Below are 15,837 nucleotides of genomic sequence, written 5' to 3'. Positions count from 1 at the left end.
GGTAGCTACCACGGCCTACCATCACCATCGCTACCCAATAACGACTTGAGACGCTCTGAAATCGCCTCACGTGCCCTGAAAATACGCGAGCGGACGGTGCCGACAGGACATTCCATCACACCCGCAATTTCTTCATAGCTTAAGCCCTCAAGCTCTCGCAACACAATCGCTTGGCGCAATTGCTCGGGCAAATCATCAAGTGCTGCCTGCAAAGCCTCTAAAATCTCGCGATTGTGCATATGTGTTTCAGGGGTTTCTCCATCTGTTAGATTATCTAACAAAGAAAAAGTTTCACCATCCTGACTCTCCAGTTGATCTGAGACAAACAGCTGATTTTGTTTACTGGAAAGATGATTTCTGGCGGTGTTAACCGCAATCCGATAGAGCCAAGTATAAAAGGCGCTCTCATTGCGAAACTTAGGCAAGGCACGATATGCCTTCAGGAAGGTTTCCTGTGCCACGTCCTCAACATCACTTTGATTGTATAAAATGCGCCCCAGCAGCCGCAAAATGCGTCGCTGATACTTACTCACTAACAGCTCAAAAGCCCGTTTTTCACCGGCTTGAGCTCTTTTTACAAGGGCTGCGTCTAATTCCCGCTCTGTACTCATGCCATTATCTCCTGAGACCAATTATGACATAAGGCATTAAAGCGACGCTTCTCTTGCGCTTTTAAGGCATGTAAGCAAATGATTAATTGATGGCGCTTGCCGTCCTCTGCCTGCAGCAATAAATAACACCAAAACAAGACATAACGCACGGCGATCGGCTTGCAACGAATCGCAGCCGCTCGGGTACCCTCACGACGGGAATCATAGGGATAATAGCGACACTCACCCTCCGGACTCAGGGACAGTCCCCAAGTCCTTTGGGAGGAAGCATGTTTTAAAAAAACAAATAAGAGTGACGCAATCAAGCAGGCAGTAATAAAGTCGAAAAAAAGTAACAAAGTGAGCCAGATTAAGCCGGCCTTAAAAAAAATCGCATAAGCGCTCGGCTTAATCTCTAAACTCTGATACCAAACTCGGTTTAAAACTGGCGAGGACATGCAATAACACTAGACTTTCTTAACAACCATTGAGCCGTTAGTGCCACCAAAGCCAAAGGAGTTAGATAGCGCATACTCAATCGCTACGTCACGCGCTTCATTGGCACAATAGTCTAGATCACACTCAGGATCTTGGTTGATAAGATTGATGGTTGGTGGCGATTTCTGATGATAAACCGCTAGGGTCGCAAACACGCCCTCAATACCACCAGCCGCACCTAATAAGTGCCCTGTCATTGATTTGGTGGAGTTAACCACAACCTTGTGCGCATGCTCACCTAAAGCCAGCTTTAAGGCTTTGGTCTCATTAACATCACCCAATGGGGTGGAGGTACCATGCGCATTCACATAGTTAATCTGATCAGCATTAATGCCGGCATTTCTCAAGGCATTGACCATACCACGGCGAGGACCGTCTTCATTTGGTGCAGTGATATGATGCGCATCGGAACTCATACCGTAACCGACTAACTCACCGTAAATCTTGGCACCACGCTTTTTGGCATGCTCATACTCTTCAAGTACCATCACACCGGCACCCTCACCCAAGACGAAACCGTCACGGTCAACGTCCCAAGGGCGCGAAGCGGCCGTCGGATCATCATTGCGCGTAGACAGTGCACGCATCGCCGCAAAACCACCGATACCTAAAGGAGATACCGTAGATTCAGCGCCGCCAGCAATCATAATATCGGCATCACCATACTCGATCAAACGACCAGCATCACCAATCGAATGAAGGCCGGTGGTACACGCAGATACCACCGCATAGCTCGGCCCCTTTAGACCTAGCATAATGGTCAGGTGGCCTGAAATTAAGTTAATCAATGAGGCTGGCACAAAGAAAGGATTAATACGGCGCGGCCCCTTATCAAGGTAGGCCGTTTGTGTTTCCTCAATCCGAGGTAAACCACCAATACCGGAACTCACGATCACGCCAGCACGCTCAGGATTAATCTGATTAATATCTAAACCAGAGTCCTGCCACGCATCCAGGCTGGCAGCAATACCGTAATGGATAAAGGTATCCATCTGCTTGGCTTCTCTTGCGCCAATATACTTAGTGACGTCAAAGTCCTTGACCTCACCTGCAATCTGAGAGTTGAATTCACTCGCATCAAAACGGGTAATCGGGCCAATACCTGAGCGGCCATTGACCAAATTATCCCATGCGGAATCAATGGTATTTCCAACAGGTGACACAATGCCCAAGCCTGTTATGACGACTCGTCTTCTCACAGAACACTCCTTAATGAGTTGTTAGTTTTTGTTCTAAAAAATGACAAAAAAACCGCCTAAGCCTGCTAGTTGTGCCAGCGTGACTGCGCACAAAAGACGGTCTAGGCGGTAATACGAAAATCACCCAAGCGATTACTTCTTGTTAGCAGTGATGAAATCAATTGCTTGTTGAACGGTCGTGATTTTCTCTGCTTCTTCGTCAGGGATTTCGGTTTCGAACTCGTCTTCTAAGCACATCACTAACTCAACCATATCAAGCGAGTCAGCACCTAAGTCGTCTAGGAAAGAAGACTCATTTTTTACCTCAGACTCGTCCTTAATTGCTAATTGTTCAGCAATAATGCTCTTGACGCGTTGTTCGATGCTATCCATGTATATCTCCAAAAAGGGACATGCCCTTAATAATTAAAAACTAATGGTCAAAAATATGACCCATCGTGTGATTAATCGTTTTGAACTACTCAAGTCTAAGCAAAAAGCAGGCCTAGTTCAAGTAGATAAAACACCCAAAAATTGCAATGCGCTGTGTTTAAAACTGCATTTTAGACAAAAACACTGCAATGTTCATTAAATAAGTCGCTTAAGACAATAATTTTCCTGTATTGCGACTCTTTTTACGACAGATCCACCTAATTTAGCTACTCAATTGAGTGCAAATAAGCAGACCCTGACTAAAAACTGCTACTGCCATGCAGTGATTACTGCATAAACATACCGCCATTCACATGTAAGGTGGTGCCCGTAATATAAGCAGCTTGCGGGCTAGCTAAAAACACCACCGCATTAGCCACGTCCTCAGGCTGACCAAAACGCGATAAAGGAATACGTGATAATAGTGCCTCAGTCGCTTCCTCGCCTAATGAACGTGTCATATCGGTATCAATAAAGCCGGGCGCCACGCAGTTAACGGTGATATTACGACTACCCAATTCGCTGGCTAAGCTACGGCTCATACCGGCAACCGCTGCTTTAGCGGCGGCGTAGTTAGCTTGACCGGGATTACCTACAGAGGCAATTACTGAAGTCAAATTAATAATCCGACCCTCACGCGCCTTCATCATCGCACGCATCACACCACGACTTAAACGGAAGACAGCGTTAAGATTGGTCTGAATCACTTCCAACCAATCCTCGTCCTTCATGCGCATTGCAAGACCATCGCGCGTGATACCCGCGTTATTTACCAGAATATGCGGACCACCCTCTTTGGCCAGCTCTGCCAAGAGCGCATCACACGCCGCATCATCGGTGACATTTAACACCACACCGCGCCCGCCGAACGCCTCTAATTCCTTGGTGATGCCCTCAGCGCCTTGTTCGCTAGTGGCTGTACCCACCACCACGGCACCTTGCTCAGCTAATGCCTTGGCAATCGCCTTACCAATTCCTCTAGAGGCACCGGTAACGAGAGCAATTTTATCCTTTAAAACTTTTTCCGACATCTGTTTTTACCCTAAAAAAAGCGCTTATAAAAGCAATGATGAGAGGCGATTAGGCGTGATTTGCCTGACCCTTTAAAGCCGCCAAAGTCGCTTCTAAAGAAGCAGGATCGTTAATACTTAAGACCTGTAACTCAGGTTCGATACGCTTAATCAAACCGCTTAAGACCTTGCCTGGACCACATTCGACCACATGCGTTACGCCCATCGCCTTCATCGCCTGAATGGTCTCAACCCAACGCACTGGGTGCCACGCTTGACGCACTAAGGCATCCACAATATCCTCAGGCATATCGGCCGTGGCTACATCGACATTATTAATCACGGGCATGGCTGGGCGCTGCAATTCAATTGCTGCTAAGGCATCCGCCAACACCTGCGCCGCTGGCTCTAATAAACGTGAATGGAAGGGCGCAGAAACTGGCAACGGTAGCGCACGCTTTGCGCCCGCTTCCTTGGCCAGCACGCAAACACGATCAATAGCATCCTTGTGACCAGCAACCACTACCTGTGCCGGAGCATTGAAATTGACCGCTTCGACAAAGCTATCATCCGTGCTAGCCTGCTCACAGACCTGGCGCACGGCATCATCATCCAAGCCTAAAATGGCCGCCATGCCGCCCTCACCCACGGGTACTGCAGATTGCATGGCATCGGCACGAATACGCACTAAGCGCACAGCGTCACTAAGCGATAAGCTACCCGCCGCCGTCAATGCCGTGTACTCACCTAAACTATGGCCTGCAACGACCTCAGGTGCTGCACCACCAGCGGATAAATAGGCCTGATACATGGCGTAGCTGGCGGTCAACATAATCGGCTGCGTATTGGTGGTTAAATTTAAGGCCTCAGCCGGCCCCTCGGCCGCTAAGCGATGTAAATCCTGGGCTAAGGCTTGACTCGCTTCATCCATCACCGCTTTAACGGCATCATTTGAAGCCCAACTGTCGAGCATGCCGACACTCTGTGAACCTTGACCCGGAAATACAAATGCTAATTTAGTCATATAACACCACCCTAATTAATCACTGAAATCGAATACACTGAGGGATACTAGGCTCTCAACAGCACAGAACCCCATGTAAAGCCGCCACCTACGCCCTGCAATAAAACCAACTGGCCGGGCTGGATGCGACCGTCACGACAAGCCTCATCAAAGGCTAAGGGCACGCTAGCGGCCGATGTATTGGCGTGCTTATCCACCGTCACCACCACCCGCTCGGCCGGTAGGCTGAGCTTGCGCCCCAAGGCATTAATAATGCGAAGATTTGCCTGATGCGGCACAAACCACTCAATCTCCTCGTGACTGATGCCGGCCTTATCGCACACATCCAGTGCTGAACGCTCCAACAAACTCACGGCCTTTTTAAAGACCGCCTGACCGTCCATACGCATAAAAGGATCACCCACCACCGCACCACGTGAAATACGGCCCGGTACATGCAAGATAGACTCAAAGGCCCCATCCGCATTTAACTGCGTCGCTAAAATACCCGGCTCCTCAGACGCCTCTAAAATAATCGCGCCCGCACCATCGCCAAAGAGTACGCAGGTACCACGATCCTGCCAGTCTAACAGGCGGGTAAATGTCTCCGCACCAATGACTAAAGCTCGCTTGGCATTGCCACTGCGAATCATACTATCCGCCATCGTCACCGCATAGACAAAACCGCTGCATACCGCCTGCACATCAAATGCCATGGCGTGATTAGTGATGCCGAGCTTAGCCTGTACGATACATGCAGTGCTCGGAAAAATCATATCCGGGGTGGTGGTGGCGAGAATGATTAAATCAATGTCATTTGCGTCTAGCGCTGCTGATGCGAGGGCATTTTTGGCTGCTTCAACCGCCAAGTCACTGGTCTGCACTGAGGCATCGGCGATATGCCGCTGACGAATACCGGTACGAGACTGAATCCACTCATCCGAAGTCTCCACACCCTGCGCTGCTAATTGCTTAGCAAGCTCGTCATTGCTAATGGCTGACTTCGGTAAGGCACTACCGTGACCAATAATTTTGGCGTATTGATGCACTATGGACTCCTCTATATGGCGGAACAACTCAGAAAAAAACTAAGGCTGCGACGGGCCAGACTCGACATCTGCCACCACAGCTGAAGCATGCGCTTACTCATTCTGTGATTTTATAGCATTACTTCGCTCTACGCTATGGATAATTTTACTTAGGAGATTACTCGCCACCGCCCCTCGGGCACGTTCCACAGCACAGGCAAAAGCCAGTTCATCAGCAGAACCGTGGCTTTTAAAAACCACACCCCGCAAACCGAGCAGAGCGGCGCCATTATAACGACGATTATCTAGCCGTTGACGCAATCTTTTAAAGACCGGCATTGACAATAGCGCTGCAAAGCGACTAAAGGGATTGCGCTTAAACTCTAATTTAATCTGGCCTAAGATCATCTTGGCCGTGCCCTCAATCGCTTTAAGCACCGAGTTACCGACAAAGCCATCGCACACAATCACATCGGTCGTGCCTTTGAAGATATCATCACCCTCGACATTACCGTAGAAATTCAAATGACTGCTTTTCAGCAACTGAGCGGCTTGCTTAACCTGATCGTTACCCTTAATATCCTCTTGGCCAATATTGAGGATACCCACCGTAGGCGCGTCAATATGATCAATGGCTTGCACCAAGGCAGAGCCCATGATGCCAAACTCAAGTAAATGCTCAGCACTACAATCGACATTGGCGCCCAAATCAAGCACCGTGGTGCCGCCGCCCTTGACATTCGGCAAGGCCGTGGCAATGGCTGGACGATCAATCCCGGGAAGCATTTTAAGAATAAAGCGCGACAGCGCCATCAAGGCACCTGTGTTGCCTGAAGAGACACACGCATCGGCACGACCATCCTTAACACAAGTGATGGCGACACGCATGGAAGAATCCTTTTTGCGGCGCAAAGCCACCTCAACCGGATCGTCCATAGTGACAACCTCAGTTGCAGAAACTATCTCAAATTGAGACCGATTAGCAGGCTTTGCCCGCTCCAATGCAGCCTCAATCTGATCGACCAAACCTACTAATAAAAAATGCGTATCCGGATAGCGATTGGCTACCTGCACTGTACCAGGAATGGTAACCGCAAGGCCCTCATCGCCACCCATACAATCAATAGCAATTTTGATCACGACAATATGAATTAATTAATTTTAAAAGTCGCCCTTGCGCTATGAGAATATAGGCACAGTAAACATAAGCGCCGTACATGCCTCCATAAGCACGGGTGAACTATTAATCACTCGTCGCTTTTAGACTTGATCACCTGACGACCACGGTAAAAACCGTTAGGGCTGATATGGTGACGTAAATGTAACTCACCCGTTGTTGCTTCAATCGCTACGCCCGGCTTAGTTAAACCGTCGTGAGCACGACGCATACCACGTCTTGATGGTGATTTTTTGTTTTGTTGAACAGCCATGATGACTCCAAATACAAATAATTACTTGCTCTACACTCAGAACAATATAAAAAATTAAAACAAATAATAAAGCTTAACGGTACGCTCTAGCGGACAACGATCCCAGATCCTAAACACTAGCTATTTTTTAAGTTCTTCAGAACCGCAAAAGGCGATTCCTCTGCTGGTGTTGCGTACTCGTCTAGTAAAGCCTGCCCCTCTGCACAACTCTCATGACTTGGCATAAAGGGTAAAGCTAAAATTAACTCATCCTCAACTAGCTCAAGTATATCAAGATAGGGATTGGCCACGACCTTTTCATAATCGTCTAGTACAACTTCACCCGACTCACTAACCGCCTCGAGCTGCTGCTCCGAAGGAACGACTTCAACCGTCGCTTCAACCGTTAAAGCAAAGCGAAAAGGCTTCATGCAACGCTGACAGATCACAACCGGTTCGGCTTCAATCAAAAAATGCAACAGATAGCGACCCTGAGGATATACCTCAGTCGATAACTGCTCGCCCTCCACCTGCCAGTAGACTTGGTTACGCGCTAAGGACTCGTCCAAGCTTTCTGTTGCTAGCTTTTGGGTTGGTAAATCTGAGCAAAAACGTCTAAAATGACTAATCTCAGCTTCACCAATCAGCGGCTTTGCGATAGGGCGCTGCTGAGCAATAAAAGTATATACATCTATTTTGCGCATGGCCTTTACTCGCAACCACGTAAAAACATAGAATAATAACCTCTTTTACCCATATAGGTCAATTAAAATAATGACTTCCGCTCCGAATTGTCTTATTCTTGCTTCAACTTCGCCATATCGACGCATGATGCTTGAACGTCTAGGCGTCCCGTTTAGGGTTGAAGCGTCACATATTGATGAAACACCACGCGACGGCGAAAATCCTGCTGAACTTAGTCTTAGACTGGCTGCCGCCAAAGCCAAAGCCGTCGCCGATAAGTACCCCGGCAGTCTGGTGATTGGCTCCGATCAAGTAGCTACCCTAGGGCGTGAGCCTATCGGCAAGGCTGGTAGCTATGAGGCCGCCTTTGCCCAATTGCAGCAGCTCTCCGGTCAGGTGGTGCAGTTTCACAGTGCCCTCGCCGTGACGGATGGGGAGGCGCTGTTAGTTGAGGATGTGCTGACCGCCTGTCATTTTCGCGAGTTGAGCGAGGCAGAGATCCATCATTACCTGTGCCATGACGAACCCTTTGATACCGCAGGTAGCGCCAAGGCTGAGTCCTTGGGTATCAGCCTCATGCAGTCCATGCGTAGCGATGATCCCACCGCCATCATCGGGCTACCATTAATTGCGCTATCGCGCATGCTACGTCACTTTGGTTTTAACCCTACTCTATTGGCACAAAGATAGTACTCATGACGCAAAAAACCTTACACTTGATTCCCGTTGGTCTTAGCGAAAGCTCGCCCGCCCAATGGCTGCCTACTGAGGTGCAGGCTTTAGCGGCTAAGCTAGATAGCTATATCGCAGAAAATGCCAAAACTGCACGCGCCTTTTTAAAGCTAATTGAAACACAGCATGTATTACAAGACATCACCATTCATAGCCTCAGCAACAAAACACCCAGCCAAGAAATTCGCGCGTGGCTTAAGGCCATTCCCGAGGGTGGGGAAATTGGTCTAGTCTCAGAAGCAGGCTGCCCTGCTGTCGCTGATCCAGGCGCCAATGTAGTCGCTGAGGCGCATACCTTAGGTATTAAGGTTGTACCTTGGGTAGGCCCCAGCTCGATCCTTTTGGGCTTAATGGCAAGCGGTCTGAATGGTCAACAATTTGCTTTTAACGGCTATGCGCCGGTCAAAAGTGATGAGCGCGCCAAGCAATTAAAGCAATGGGAGCAGCAATCCCGCCGCCTCAATCAGACGCAATTATTTATTGAAACACCCTATCGCAATGAGGCCATGTTTGCTAGCTTGCTGCAACACCTCAATGCTAATACCCGTCTTTGCGTGGCCAGAGATATTACAGGGAAAAACGAATGGATTAAAACCGCCAGTGTTGCCGAGTGGAAAAAGCAACCCGCCCCCTCCCTTGATAAGCAAGCCACCCTATTTTTGTTTTTAGCTTAAGCTGCTTAAGCGCCTGCGGAGGGAAATCTTACACCACCGCCGGCGCTAAGTGGCTACTGGTTTGTTGCGCTACTTATCCTCGTCCCGCTCACGCGTGTTAATACTATCGAGCTTCTTAGCCACGCGACGGCGTGTCGTAAAGCCATGATAAACACGCCAAATTAATAGCACGGAGACTAAGCTAAAGAGTAGACGATCACCATTGGTTAAGCTAAAGCTCGTGGCCATATAGTAAATCCACAAGAGCGCCACCACATAAATGGCCGAATGAATACGGCGCCACCAAATCCCCAAATCATGCATAGCTTGATGATTAGCAGTCAACACCATCGGCACCATTAACAGCGAGGCAACTAACGCCGCCCACAGCGCTGGATTGAGGCTAAAAGCCACCCAAATCGCAGTGCCATTAAACTCATGCAAGTAAAAAAAGCCTAGCCAATGCAAAAATGCATAGGCAAAGGCAGCTAAACCAAGAGGTCGCCTAATCATGGCTAAATTAGGCTGCGCCAAAACGCGCGATAAAGGTGTAATTAGCAGGGTAGCCGCCAACATCAACAAACAGGCAGCGGCTAAATAATGCACCAACACCTCAGCACTGGCAATATGCCCTTCGTCCCTGAAGGCATAGCTCATCCAAAGTGCGACCAGACCCGGCACCGCACAGGCGATATAAATATGGATGAGGAAATTGCGGATCAAACTTTCCGGCCATTGCTTGTTAGTAGGCATAATAAATTACTCTGAGCGTTTTTTAGTGTGACGCGATAGCAGATGCTCCAACTCACCGACATGATTCACAATATAGCTAGGCTCAGCCTGACTGATTTCACGTAGGGTATGAGCACCATAGGTCACGGCAATACTATCACAGCCGGCATTGCGCGCCATCAAAATATCATGTGAGGTATCCCCTATCATAACGCATTCATCGGGTTGCACCATCAATTCATCAAAAATCTCTTGCAACATCACGGGGCTAGGCTTACTTTGCGTTTGATCGGCCGTTTTAGTGACATCGAATAAATTCGCAATACCGTGATTGTCTAAGGCACGATCAAGACCAAAGCGACTTTTACCAGTAGCAACTGCTGTCATCAGACCCTGCTCACGCAAGCGCTGAATCATCGGCAACACACCATCAAATAGCTTTAAATCGGGATCGGCGCTGAAATAGTACTTTCTATAGGCATCGATAAAGGCCTGCAAGCGTGTCTCATCTAAGCCCGGCACCACTTCCAACAAGGCCTTGGGCAGCGACAAACCGATGACCCAACTGGCTTTTTGCGTGGTCGGCTCCTCTAAACCCAGTTCACGACTGGCCTTTTTAATGGCATCCACAATCACATAGGTTGAATCAACAACGGTGCCATCCCAATCAAAAATTACGGTTGAATACTTCATGCTTAATACATTCTCAATTAATTAAAATTCATGCGCCGCAATACGCTTTAACAGCTGCTCACAGGCTGGCGGCAACTCAGCCTCGACCGTCATCCACTCGGCGCTAATGGGGTGCGGAAAACGCAGCTTAGAGGCGTGCAAAAACATACGCTTAAAGCCTTGTTGCACTAGCTTTTTACGCAATTCATCATCCCCATACTTCTCATCACCCACGATGGTGTGACCGATGGACTTTAAGTGCACCCGAATCTGATGGGTTCGACCTGTCAGAATTTCTGCATCAATCAAAGTATAGTCCGGGTAACGTTGCAACACAGTGACAATGGTATGCGCATAACGCCCTTGGGGATCGACCCGCACCCGACGCTCGCCCTCGGCCGTCAAATACCTCAGCAAAGGCTTTTTAATATGTTGCACCTTTTGCTGCAGCTCTCCCACAACCAAGGCACGATAATGCCGTTGGGTACGAGCTTGCTTAAAAATATCATGCAGCGCCACCAAGGCTGAGCGCTTTTTAGCAATAATTAAGAGCCCCGAGGTTTCTCTATCCAAGCGATGCGCCAATTCGAGAAAGCGCTGCTGCGGCCGCGCCGCGCGCAATTGCTCAATCACCCCAAAGGAAACGCCACTACCACCGTGCACCGCCACACCCGCAGGCTTATTAATCACCAAAATCGCATCGTCCTCAAACACCACCGGAAATTCTGCCTGTGGCGCCGTGGGCTTAGCATCTGGGGCCGCCATGCGCATGGGCGGAATACGCACCGTATCACCCTGCTGCAAACGGTAATCAACACTGACACGGCCCCGATTGACCCGCACCTGCCCCGAACGCACCGCCCGATAAAGATGACTTTTAGGCACCCCCTTGCACTCACGGATTAAAAAGTTATCCAAACGCTGCCCCGCACTGGCAGCATCGATTTCTAACATTTGTACAGATAATCTGGGCGCATCTGATGAACTTTGTTTGCACATATTGTAAAGACTAACTATAATTCCTAATACCCGCAGTAAAAGAAAGTGGCGCAATCGTCGAAGGGCCTATTGCCTATCCGCTTGCGATATTCTCAAGACTGTAAAGCCTACACTCTACCTTAACACGCTATTGTAACTCATGGATTTTTACTGAGTTTTGATTTATACAGCGTTGTCAGGGTTTTTGAGCTTTGCTCAGGTAGCTGCTCACACCTATGGCAGCCAGTGCCTGCGCATCTTGCCCACTGAGTCAGTGCATTTAGGCTGAGGCCCGTTTTCTTTTGAGTTGTTATCGGTGTTCATTTGTCGTTGACAGTGACTGTTATTGATGCGGCAGTATTTAACCTCCTGCCCACAGTGCACTTGTCATGCAGATGAGATGGTTGATTGTTAAGTGAAAGTACAGGATTTTTTACTTATAGACTAGGCCACCAGTCTAGCTCTATAGGGTATAAGTAAACTGATTGATAAATACATCAGTTTCATGTTTTTTGTTTTTTTAACTATTTTTTTGTTTGTTCAGTTGATTGTGAATAGCCCATGTCACTTGCTGGGAGCCTATCGAATACCTCCCACAAGTACGGATAAACGCCCCCTACTCGGTACCCATACAGCCTGTGTGTGCACCGAGCGTTGGGGTGTGCTGATTTACGCTTAGTGATGTCTACTCAATAAAAACAACACACAAAAAACTAGCTGTCGTCATTTCGCAGCGTCACCAAGCCCGTAACAACTCTTTCCGGGGAGTTCAGCATATATTGCTGTGGCATTTTTTCGGAGAGTTTGATACATGAAACGCATGTTATTTAATGCAACACACCAAGAAGAATTACGCGTTGCAATTGTTGATGGGCAAAAGCTTATCGACATCGATATTGAAAGCGCCGGTCGCGAACAGCGTAAGGGCAATATCTACAAGGGTGTGATTACCCGTATTGAGCCGAGTTTAGAGGCTTGTTTTATTAACTATGGTCACGAGCGCCATGGTTTTTTGCCATTCAAAGAGGTTGCGCGCAGCTACTTTAAAGAGGGCGTGGATCTACGCACTGCTCGCATTCAAGATGCCCTACACGAGGGGCAGGAGCTAATTGTACAGGTCGAAAAGGAGGAGCGCGGTAACAAAGGCGCTGCCCTCACTACCTTTATCTCCTTAGCAGGTCGCTACCTAGTATTGATGCCTAATAACCCTCGCGGCGGCGGTATTTCACGTCGCATTGAGGGAGAGGATCGCCAAGAGCTCAAAGAGGCGATGGATAAATTAGCGCTACCACAGGGCATGAGCATCATCGCCCGCACGGCCGGTATCGGACGCTCTACCGAGGAATTGGACTGGGATTTACAGTATCTGTTAAAGCTCTGGAATGCCATTGATAACGCAGCCAAACAGCACCCTGCCCCAGTACTGATTTATCAGGAATCCAGTCTCGTAATTCGCGCGATTCGCGACTATTTCTCACCGAGCATTGCTGAAATTCTTATCGACACGGATGAGATTACCTCACAGGCCATGGCCTTTATGCAGGATGTGATGCCGGAAAATGTCAATCGAGTTAAGCGCTATCGTGATGCGGTGCCGCTATTCTCACGCTTCCAGATTGAGCATCAGATTGAAACCGCCTATGCGCGCAATGTCTCACTACCTTCTGGCGGTTCCATTGTGGTGGACCACACCGAGGCTTTAGTCGCCATTGATGTTAACTCTGCACGCTCAACCCGTGGCGTAGATATTGAAGAGACTGCCTTACGGACCAACCTTGAAGCGGCCGAGGAGGTAGCGCGTCAATTACGTCTACGTGACTTGGGCGGTTTAATTGTTATCGACTTTATTGATATGGACGATAATAAAAACCAGCGCCAGGTTGAACAAAAACTGCGCGAAGCCTTACATTTTGACCGTGCTCGCGTCCAAATGGGCAAAATTTCCCGCTTTGGTCTGATGGAGCTATCACGTCAGCGCTTACGTCCATCGCTCAACGAGGGTTCACATATTACCTGCCCACGCTGTAATGGTACTGGTGTGATTCGTGATGTGGAGTCCAGCGCCTTAAATATCCTGCGCCTGATCCAAGAAGAGGCGATGAAGGAAAATACCGCCGCCCTCCATGCACAGGTGCCGGTGGATGTAGCGACCTTCCTATTAAATGAAAAACGCGCTGATATTGTGAAAATTGAGAATCGTCTCAATGTTCGTATTGTACTGATTCCTAACAAAGCCCTAGAAACCCCGCACCACCATATTGAGCGCTTACGTTACGACGATAATCGCTTAGATGATCATAAAAGCAGTGTGGAATTAATGCCGGTCCCTGAATCAGTGGTACAGTGGCGCGAGCAAACTGCCCGTCTTGAGGAGCAGGAAAAACGCCCCAGCGCTATTGTGAAAGGCATTGCCCATGATGAGCCTATCCCACCTAAAGTAGAAAAAACGGTTGCGGCCGCCACCGCCAAAGCGGCTGAGGTAGCTGAGCGGGTCGTGCCTAAGAGTTTCTTGCAGCGCATTATGTCTTTCTTTATGCGCCCTCAAGATGCTGAAGAACAAGCAACGGAAACGACAAAAAAGGCGACACCAACCAAAAAAGCCGCTGCTGCTAAGAAAAACCCTGCACGCCAAGGTGGCGACTCGGCGCAACGTCAACCGCGTCAACGCAATCAACGTCGTACCGCTAAACGTGGTGCCGCGCAAGAAACTGAAGCTGGCACACCACAAAAGCCACGCCGTCAAGCACGCCCTAAAAAGGCAGCTCAGGCAGAGGCAGCGCCAAAGCAAGCCAATCAGCAAGCACAAGAACAGAGTCAGTCAAATGATAAACGTCGTCAGGAGCAAGACGCAAATCGCAACAATCGTCGCTCGCGTCGCCAACCGCGTCAAGACAATGACAATCAAGCGCAATTAAATCAGAATCAGCAGCAACAAGTTGCTGAAGAGACGCAAGCTCAAGCAAGCAAAAACGAGCAGCGCGAGCAGCGTAAAGCGGCTGAACAGCGATCACAACAAGCGCAACAGCAAGCGCCTGAGCCAGCTATCCAAGCGGAAGCGAATGCGCAGCATGAATTACAGCAGCCAGCCGAGCAACGCCGTGATGAGGAGGAGCCACGCTTTCTCCGTGCACCAGCTCGTGAGGAGCAAAAGCGCACGCGTCAAAAGCAACCAGCGACACAAGCTGTAGTTGATGAACAGGCTGAGGCAGCCGTGACGACGCCAGAGCAAACGCCTCAAGTAAGTGAAACGCCATCCCACACAGCCGAAGCAGATGCGGCAACGCAGGACGATGCCACGCAGGCGGATACACGTCGCCGCCAAAACCGCAGTAATCAGCGTAATCGTCGCTCTCAAAAAGAGCATAATGCGCCAGCAGCAGCCTTACCCTTCGTGCCGAATGAGGTGATGTTAAATGCACCGAGTCAGGACTATGTAGAGGTATCTGAACAAATTGCCAAGGGTGAAATTGATGTTGAGGAGCTCACTAAGCGCACCGCTGACACTGAGCAGACCCCTGTCACTGAAGCAGAAACCCCGCTCAGTGTGACGAGCGAGCCAGTGATGGATTCCGCAGCGCCTGCGATGCCAGAAAGCGCCACGCCCACCGAGTCACTAGCAGTGGAAGATGAGGTTAAGACTTCGCAGCCAGTCGATAACCAGACGTCAACGCCTGCCGCGGAAGCAGAACAAGCAGCAAGCGAAGTAACGACAGAAGCGATGAGTACAGAAGCTGAGGTTGCAGTTGCGCCCGAAGCCGCAGCTCCTGCTGGGGACGACACTGCCATCACCGCAAGCGCTCCAGCCGACAACGACGCTGATGAGGCTGAGGCTGCGCCCGTCGCCAACAACGCAGAGCATGCAAGCGAGAGCTTAACGCAAGTGATTGCTGCTGCCGGCTTACACATGATTGAAACCAACCCCGATGCGGTGACACGCATCCCCGAAGCTGCACCCGTCAAGTTGGGACGACCACGCAAAGCGGCCAAAGTGATTGTCACAAGCGAGTTAGTTCAAATTGAAACTAACGCAGCAGCGAGTACCACTAAGCCGACACCGGGTGATGCCAACGAGTAATCCTCACGACAACACCTAAAATCAAAGAACCGATAGCTAGTTTTAGTATCGGTTCTTTTTTTATTAGGAAATTCTCAATTTAACTGTGTTATATTCTTTAGGCGTCGATAATTTATCATTATCCTTATGAAAAATCATCGACTTTTAGTAGTTAATATTCGGA

The 15,837-nt window shown here is 49.2% G+C and carries 16 protein-coding genes; 3 read left to right on the top strand and 13 right to left on the bottom strand.

Translation table 11 applies throughout. From position 1 onward, the window contains the following. Positions 1-5: 5 nt before the first annotated feature. The 10 genes from rpoE to HMPREF3144_RS02175 all read right to left on the bottom strand — a co-directional run bounded on the left by rpoE (position 6) and on the right by HMPREF3144_RS02175 (position 7,852). The gene (gene rpoE / locus HMPREF3144_RS02220; RefSeq protein ID WP_070476134.1) at positions 6-611 is read right to left on the bottom strand and encodes an RNA polymerase sigma factor RpoE; all 606 of its coding nucleotides are present in this window, start codon (positions 609-611) and stop codon (positions 6-8) included. Then, positions 608-1,048 (bottom strand): hypothetical protein, encoded by a 441-nt coding sequence (locus tag HMPREF3144_RS02215; protein ID WP_018026418.1) that lies wholly within the window; start codon positions 1,046-1,048, stop codon positions 608-610. Before HMPREF3144_RS02215 ends, rpoE begins: the two co-directional genes overlap by 4 nt. Before the next feature lie 9 nt (positions 1,049-1,057). Continuing rightward, positions 1,058-2,287 carry a beta-ketoacyl-ACP synthase II gene (gene fabF / locus HMPREF3144_RS02210; RefSeq protein WP_026156825.1) on the bottom strand — a complete coding sequence of 410 codons (1,230 nt, stop codon included), beginning with the start codon at positions 2,285-2,287 and terminating at the stop codon, positions 1,058-1,060. A 132-nt stretch (positions 2,288-2,419) separates the two neighbouring features. Next, positions 2,420-2,659, bottom strand: a complete 240-nt coding sequence (acpP, locus tag HMPREF3144_RS02205; RefSeq protein ID WP_018026420.1) for an acyl carrier protein — start codon at positions 2,657-2,659, stop codon at positions 2,420-2,422. A 326-nt stretch (positions 2,660-2,985) separates the two neighbouring features. Then, positions 2,986-3,729, bottom strand: a complete 744-nt coding sequence (fabG, locus tag HMPREF3144_RS02200; protein ID WP_070476132.1) for a 3-oxoacyl-ACP reductase FabG — start codon at positions 3,727-3,729, stop codon at positions 2,986-2,988. A 49-nt stretch (positions 3,730-3,778) separates the two neighbouring features. Beyond that, complete coding sequence (fabD, locus tag HMPREF3144_RS02195) at positions 3,779-4,732, bottom strand: ACP S-malonyltransferase (protein ID WP_070476129.1); 954 nt, start codon at positions 4,730-4,732, stop codon at positions 3,779-3,781. Between the two features lie 47 nt (positions 4,733-4,779). Then, the gene (locus tag HMPREF3144_RS02190) at positions 4,780-5,760 is read right to left on the bottom strand and encodes a beta-ketoacyl-ACP synthase III (protein WP_036558971.1); all 981 of its coding nucleotides are present in this window, start codon (positions 5,758-5,760) and stop codon (positions 4,780-4,782) included. Between the two features lie 93 nt (positions 5,761-5,853). Beyond that, complete coding sequence (gene plsX, locus HMPREF3144_RS02185; RefSeq protein WP_083290360.1) at positions 5,854-6,879, bottom strand: phosphate acyltransferase PlsX; 1,026 nt, start codon at positions 6,877-6,879, stop codon at positions 5,854-5,856. Positions 6,880-6,986: 107 nt separating this feature from the next. Next, positions 6,987-7,169 carry a 50S ribosomal protein L32 gene (rpmF, locus tag HMPREF3144_RS02180; protein ID WP_070476126.1) on the bottom strand — a complete coding sequence of 61 codons (183 nt, stop codon included), beginning with the start codon at positions 7,167-7,169 and terminating at the stop codon, positions 6,987-6,989. Positions 7,170-7,285: 116 nt separating this feature from the next. Then, a complete protein-coding gene (locus tag HMPREF3144_RS02175; protein ID WP_070476123.1) occupies positions 7,286-7,852 on the bottom strand; it encodes a YceD family protein in 567 nt (188 codons plus the stop codon). Positions 7,853-7,922: 70 nt separating this feature from the next. Here HMPREF3144_RS02175 and HMPREF3144_RS02170 point away from each other — a divergent pair, with 70 nt between their 5' ends. Then, complete coding sequence (locus HMPREF3144_RS02170) at positions 7,923-8,522, top strand: Maf family nucleotide pyrophosphatase (protein ID WP_070476120.1); 600 nt, start codon at positions 7,923-7,925, stop codon at positions 8,520-8,522. A gap of 5 nt (positions 8,523-8,527) precedes the next feature. Continuing rightward, positions 8,528-9,238, top strand: coding sequence for an SAM-dependent methyltransferase (locus HMPREF3144_RS02165; RefSeq protein WP_070470771.1), 711 nt, complete (start codon positions 8,528-8,530; stop codon positions 9,236-9,238). A 69-nt stretch (positions 9,239-9,307) separates the two neighbouring features. On the opposite strand, the gene HMPREF3144_RS02160 is transcribed toward HMPREF3144_RS02165, so the two are convergent. The 3 genes from HMPREF3144_RS02160 to HMPREF3144_RS02150 are packed head-to-tail and all read right to left on the bottom strand — an operon-like array spanning position 9,308 to position 11,575. After that, positions 9,308-9,970 (bottom strand): ferric reductase-like transmembrane domain-containing protein, encoded by a 663-nt coding sequence (locus tag HMPREF3144_RS02160; RefSeq protein ID WP_048767243.1) that lies wholly within the window; start codon positions 9,968-9,970, stop codon positions 9,308-9,310. A 6-nt stretch (positions 9,971-9,976) separates the two neighbouring features. Further along, a complete protein-coding gene (locus tag HMPREF3144_RS02155) occupies positions 9,977-10,642 on the bottom strand; it encodes an HAD family hydrolase (RefSeq protein WP_070476117.1) in 666 nt (221 codons plus the stop codon). A 21-nt stretch (positions 10,643-10,663) separates the two neighbouring features. Continuing rightward, positions 10,664-11,575, bottom strand: a complete 912-nt coding sequence (locus HMPREF3144_RS02150; RefSeq protein ID WP_036559050.1) for an RluA family pseudouridine synthase — start codon at positions 11,573-11,575, stop codon at positions 10,664-10,666. Positions 11,576-12,410: 835 nt separating this feature from the next. On the opposite strand from HMPREF3144_RS02150, the gene HMPREF3144_RS02145 reads away from it, so the two are divergent. Beyond that, on the top strand, positions 12,411-15,674 hold the full coding sequence (locus HMPREF3144_RS02145) for an Rne/Rng family ribonuclease (RefSeq protein WP_070476113.1): 3,264 nt from the start codon (positions 12,411-12,413) through the stop codon (positions 15,672-15,674). Positions 15,675-15,837 lie beyond the last annotated feature (163 nt).

It is taken from the genome of Oligella sp. HMSC05A10 (assembly GCF_001808335.1).
In the GTDB taxonomy this organism is placed as follows: Bacteria; Pseudomonadota; Gammaproteobacteria; order Burkholderiales; family Burkholderiaceae_B; genus Oligella; species Oligella urethralis.
Note: the sequence above shows the minus strand (reverse complement) of the source record. Positions and strands in the feature narration are given on the sequence as shown.

Coding starts and splice junctions, on each gene's coding strand:
- HMPREF3144_RS02175 (WP_070476123.1), bottom strand. CDS start 7,852: ATGCGCAAAATAGATGTATATACTTTTATTGCTCAGCAGCGCCCTATC.
- acpP (WP_018026420.1), bottom strand. CDS start 2,659: ATGGATAGCATCGAACAACGCGTCAAGAGCATTATTGCTGAACAATTA.
- fabD (WP_070476129.1), bottom strand. CDS start 4,732: ATGACTAAATTAGCATTTGTATTTCCGGGTCAAGGTTCACAGAGTGTC.
- rpmF (WP_070476126.1), bottom strand. CDS start 7,169: ATGGCTGTTCAACAAAACAAAAAATCACCATCAAGACGTGGTATGCGT.
- HMPREF3144_RS02150 (WP_036559050.1), bottom strand. CDS start 11,575: ATGTTAGAAATCGATGCTGCCAGTGCGGGGCAGCGTTTGGATAACTTT.
- HMPREF3144_RS02160 (WP_048767243.1), bottom strand. CDS start 9,970: ATGCCTACTAACAAGCAATGGCCGGAAAGTTTGATCCGCAATTTCCTC.
- HMPREF3144_RS02215 (WP_018026418.1), bottom strand. CDS start 1,048: ATGTCCTCGCCAGTTTTAAACCGAGTTTGGTATCAGAGTTTAGAGATT.
- HMPREF3144_RS02155 (WP_070476117.1), bottom strand. CDS start 10,642: ATGAAGTATTCAACCGTAATTTTTGATTGGGATGGCACCGTTGTTGAT.
- fabG (WP_070476132.1), bottom strand. CDS start 3,729: ATGTCGGAAAAAGTTTTAAAGGATAAAATTGCTCTCGTTACCGGTGCC.
- HMPREF3144_RS02165 (WP_070470771.1), top strand. CDS start 8,528: ATGACGCAAAAAACCTTACACTTGATTCCCGTTGGTCTTAGCGAAAGC.
- HMPREF3144_RS02145 (WP_070476113.1), top strand. CDS start 12,411: ATGAAACGCATGTTATTTAATGCAACACACCAAGAAGAATTACGCGTT.
- HMPREF3144_RS02170 (WP_070476120.1), top strand. CDS start 7,923: ATGACTTCCGCTCCGAATTGTCTTATTCTTGCTTCAACTTCGCCATAT.
- rpoE (WP_070476134.1), bottom strand. CDS start 611: ATGAGTACAGAGCGGGAATTAGACGCAGCCCTTGTAAAAAGAGCTCAA.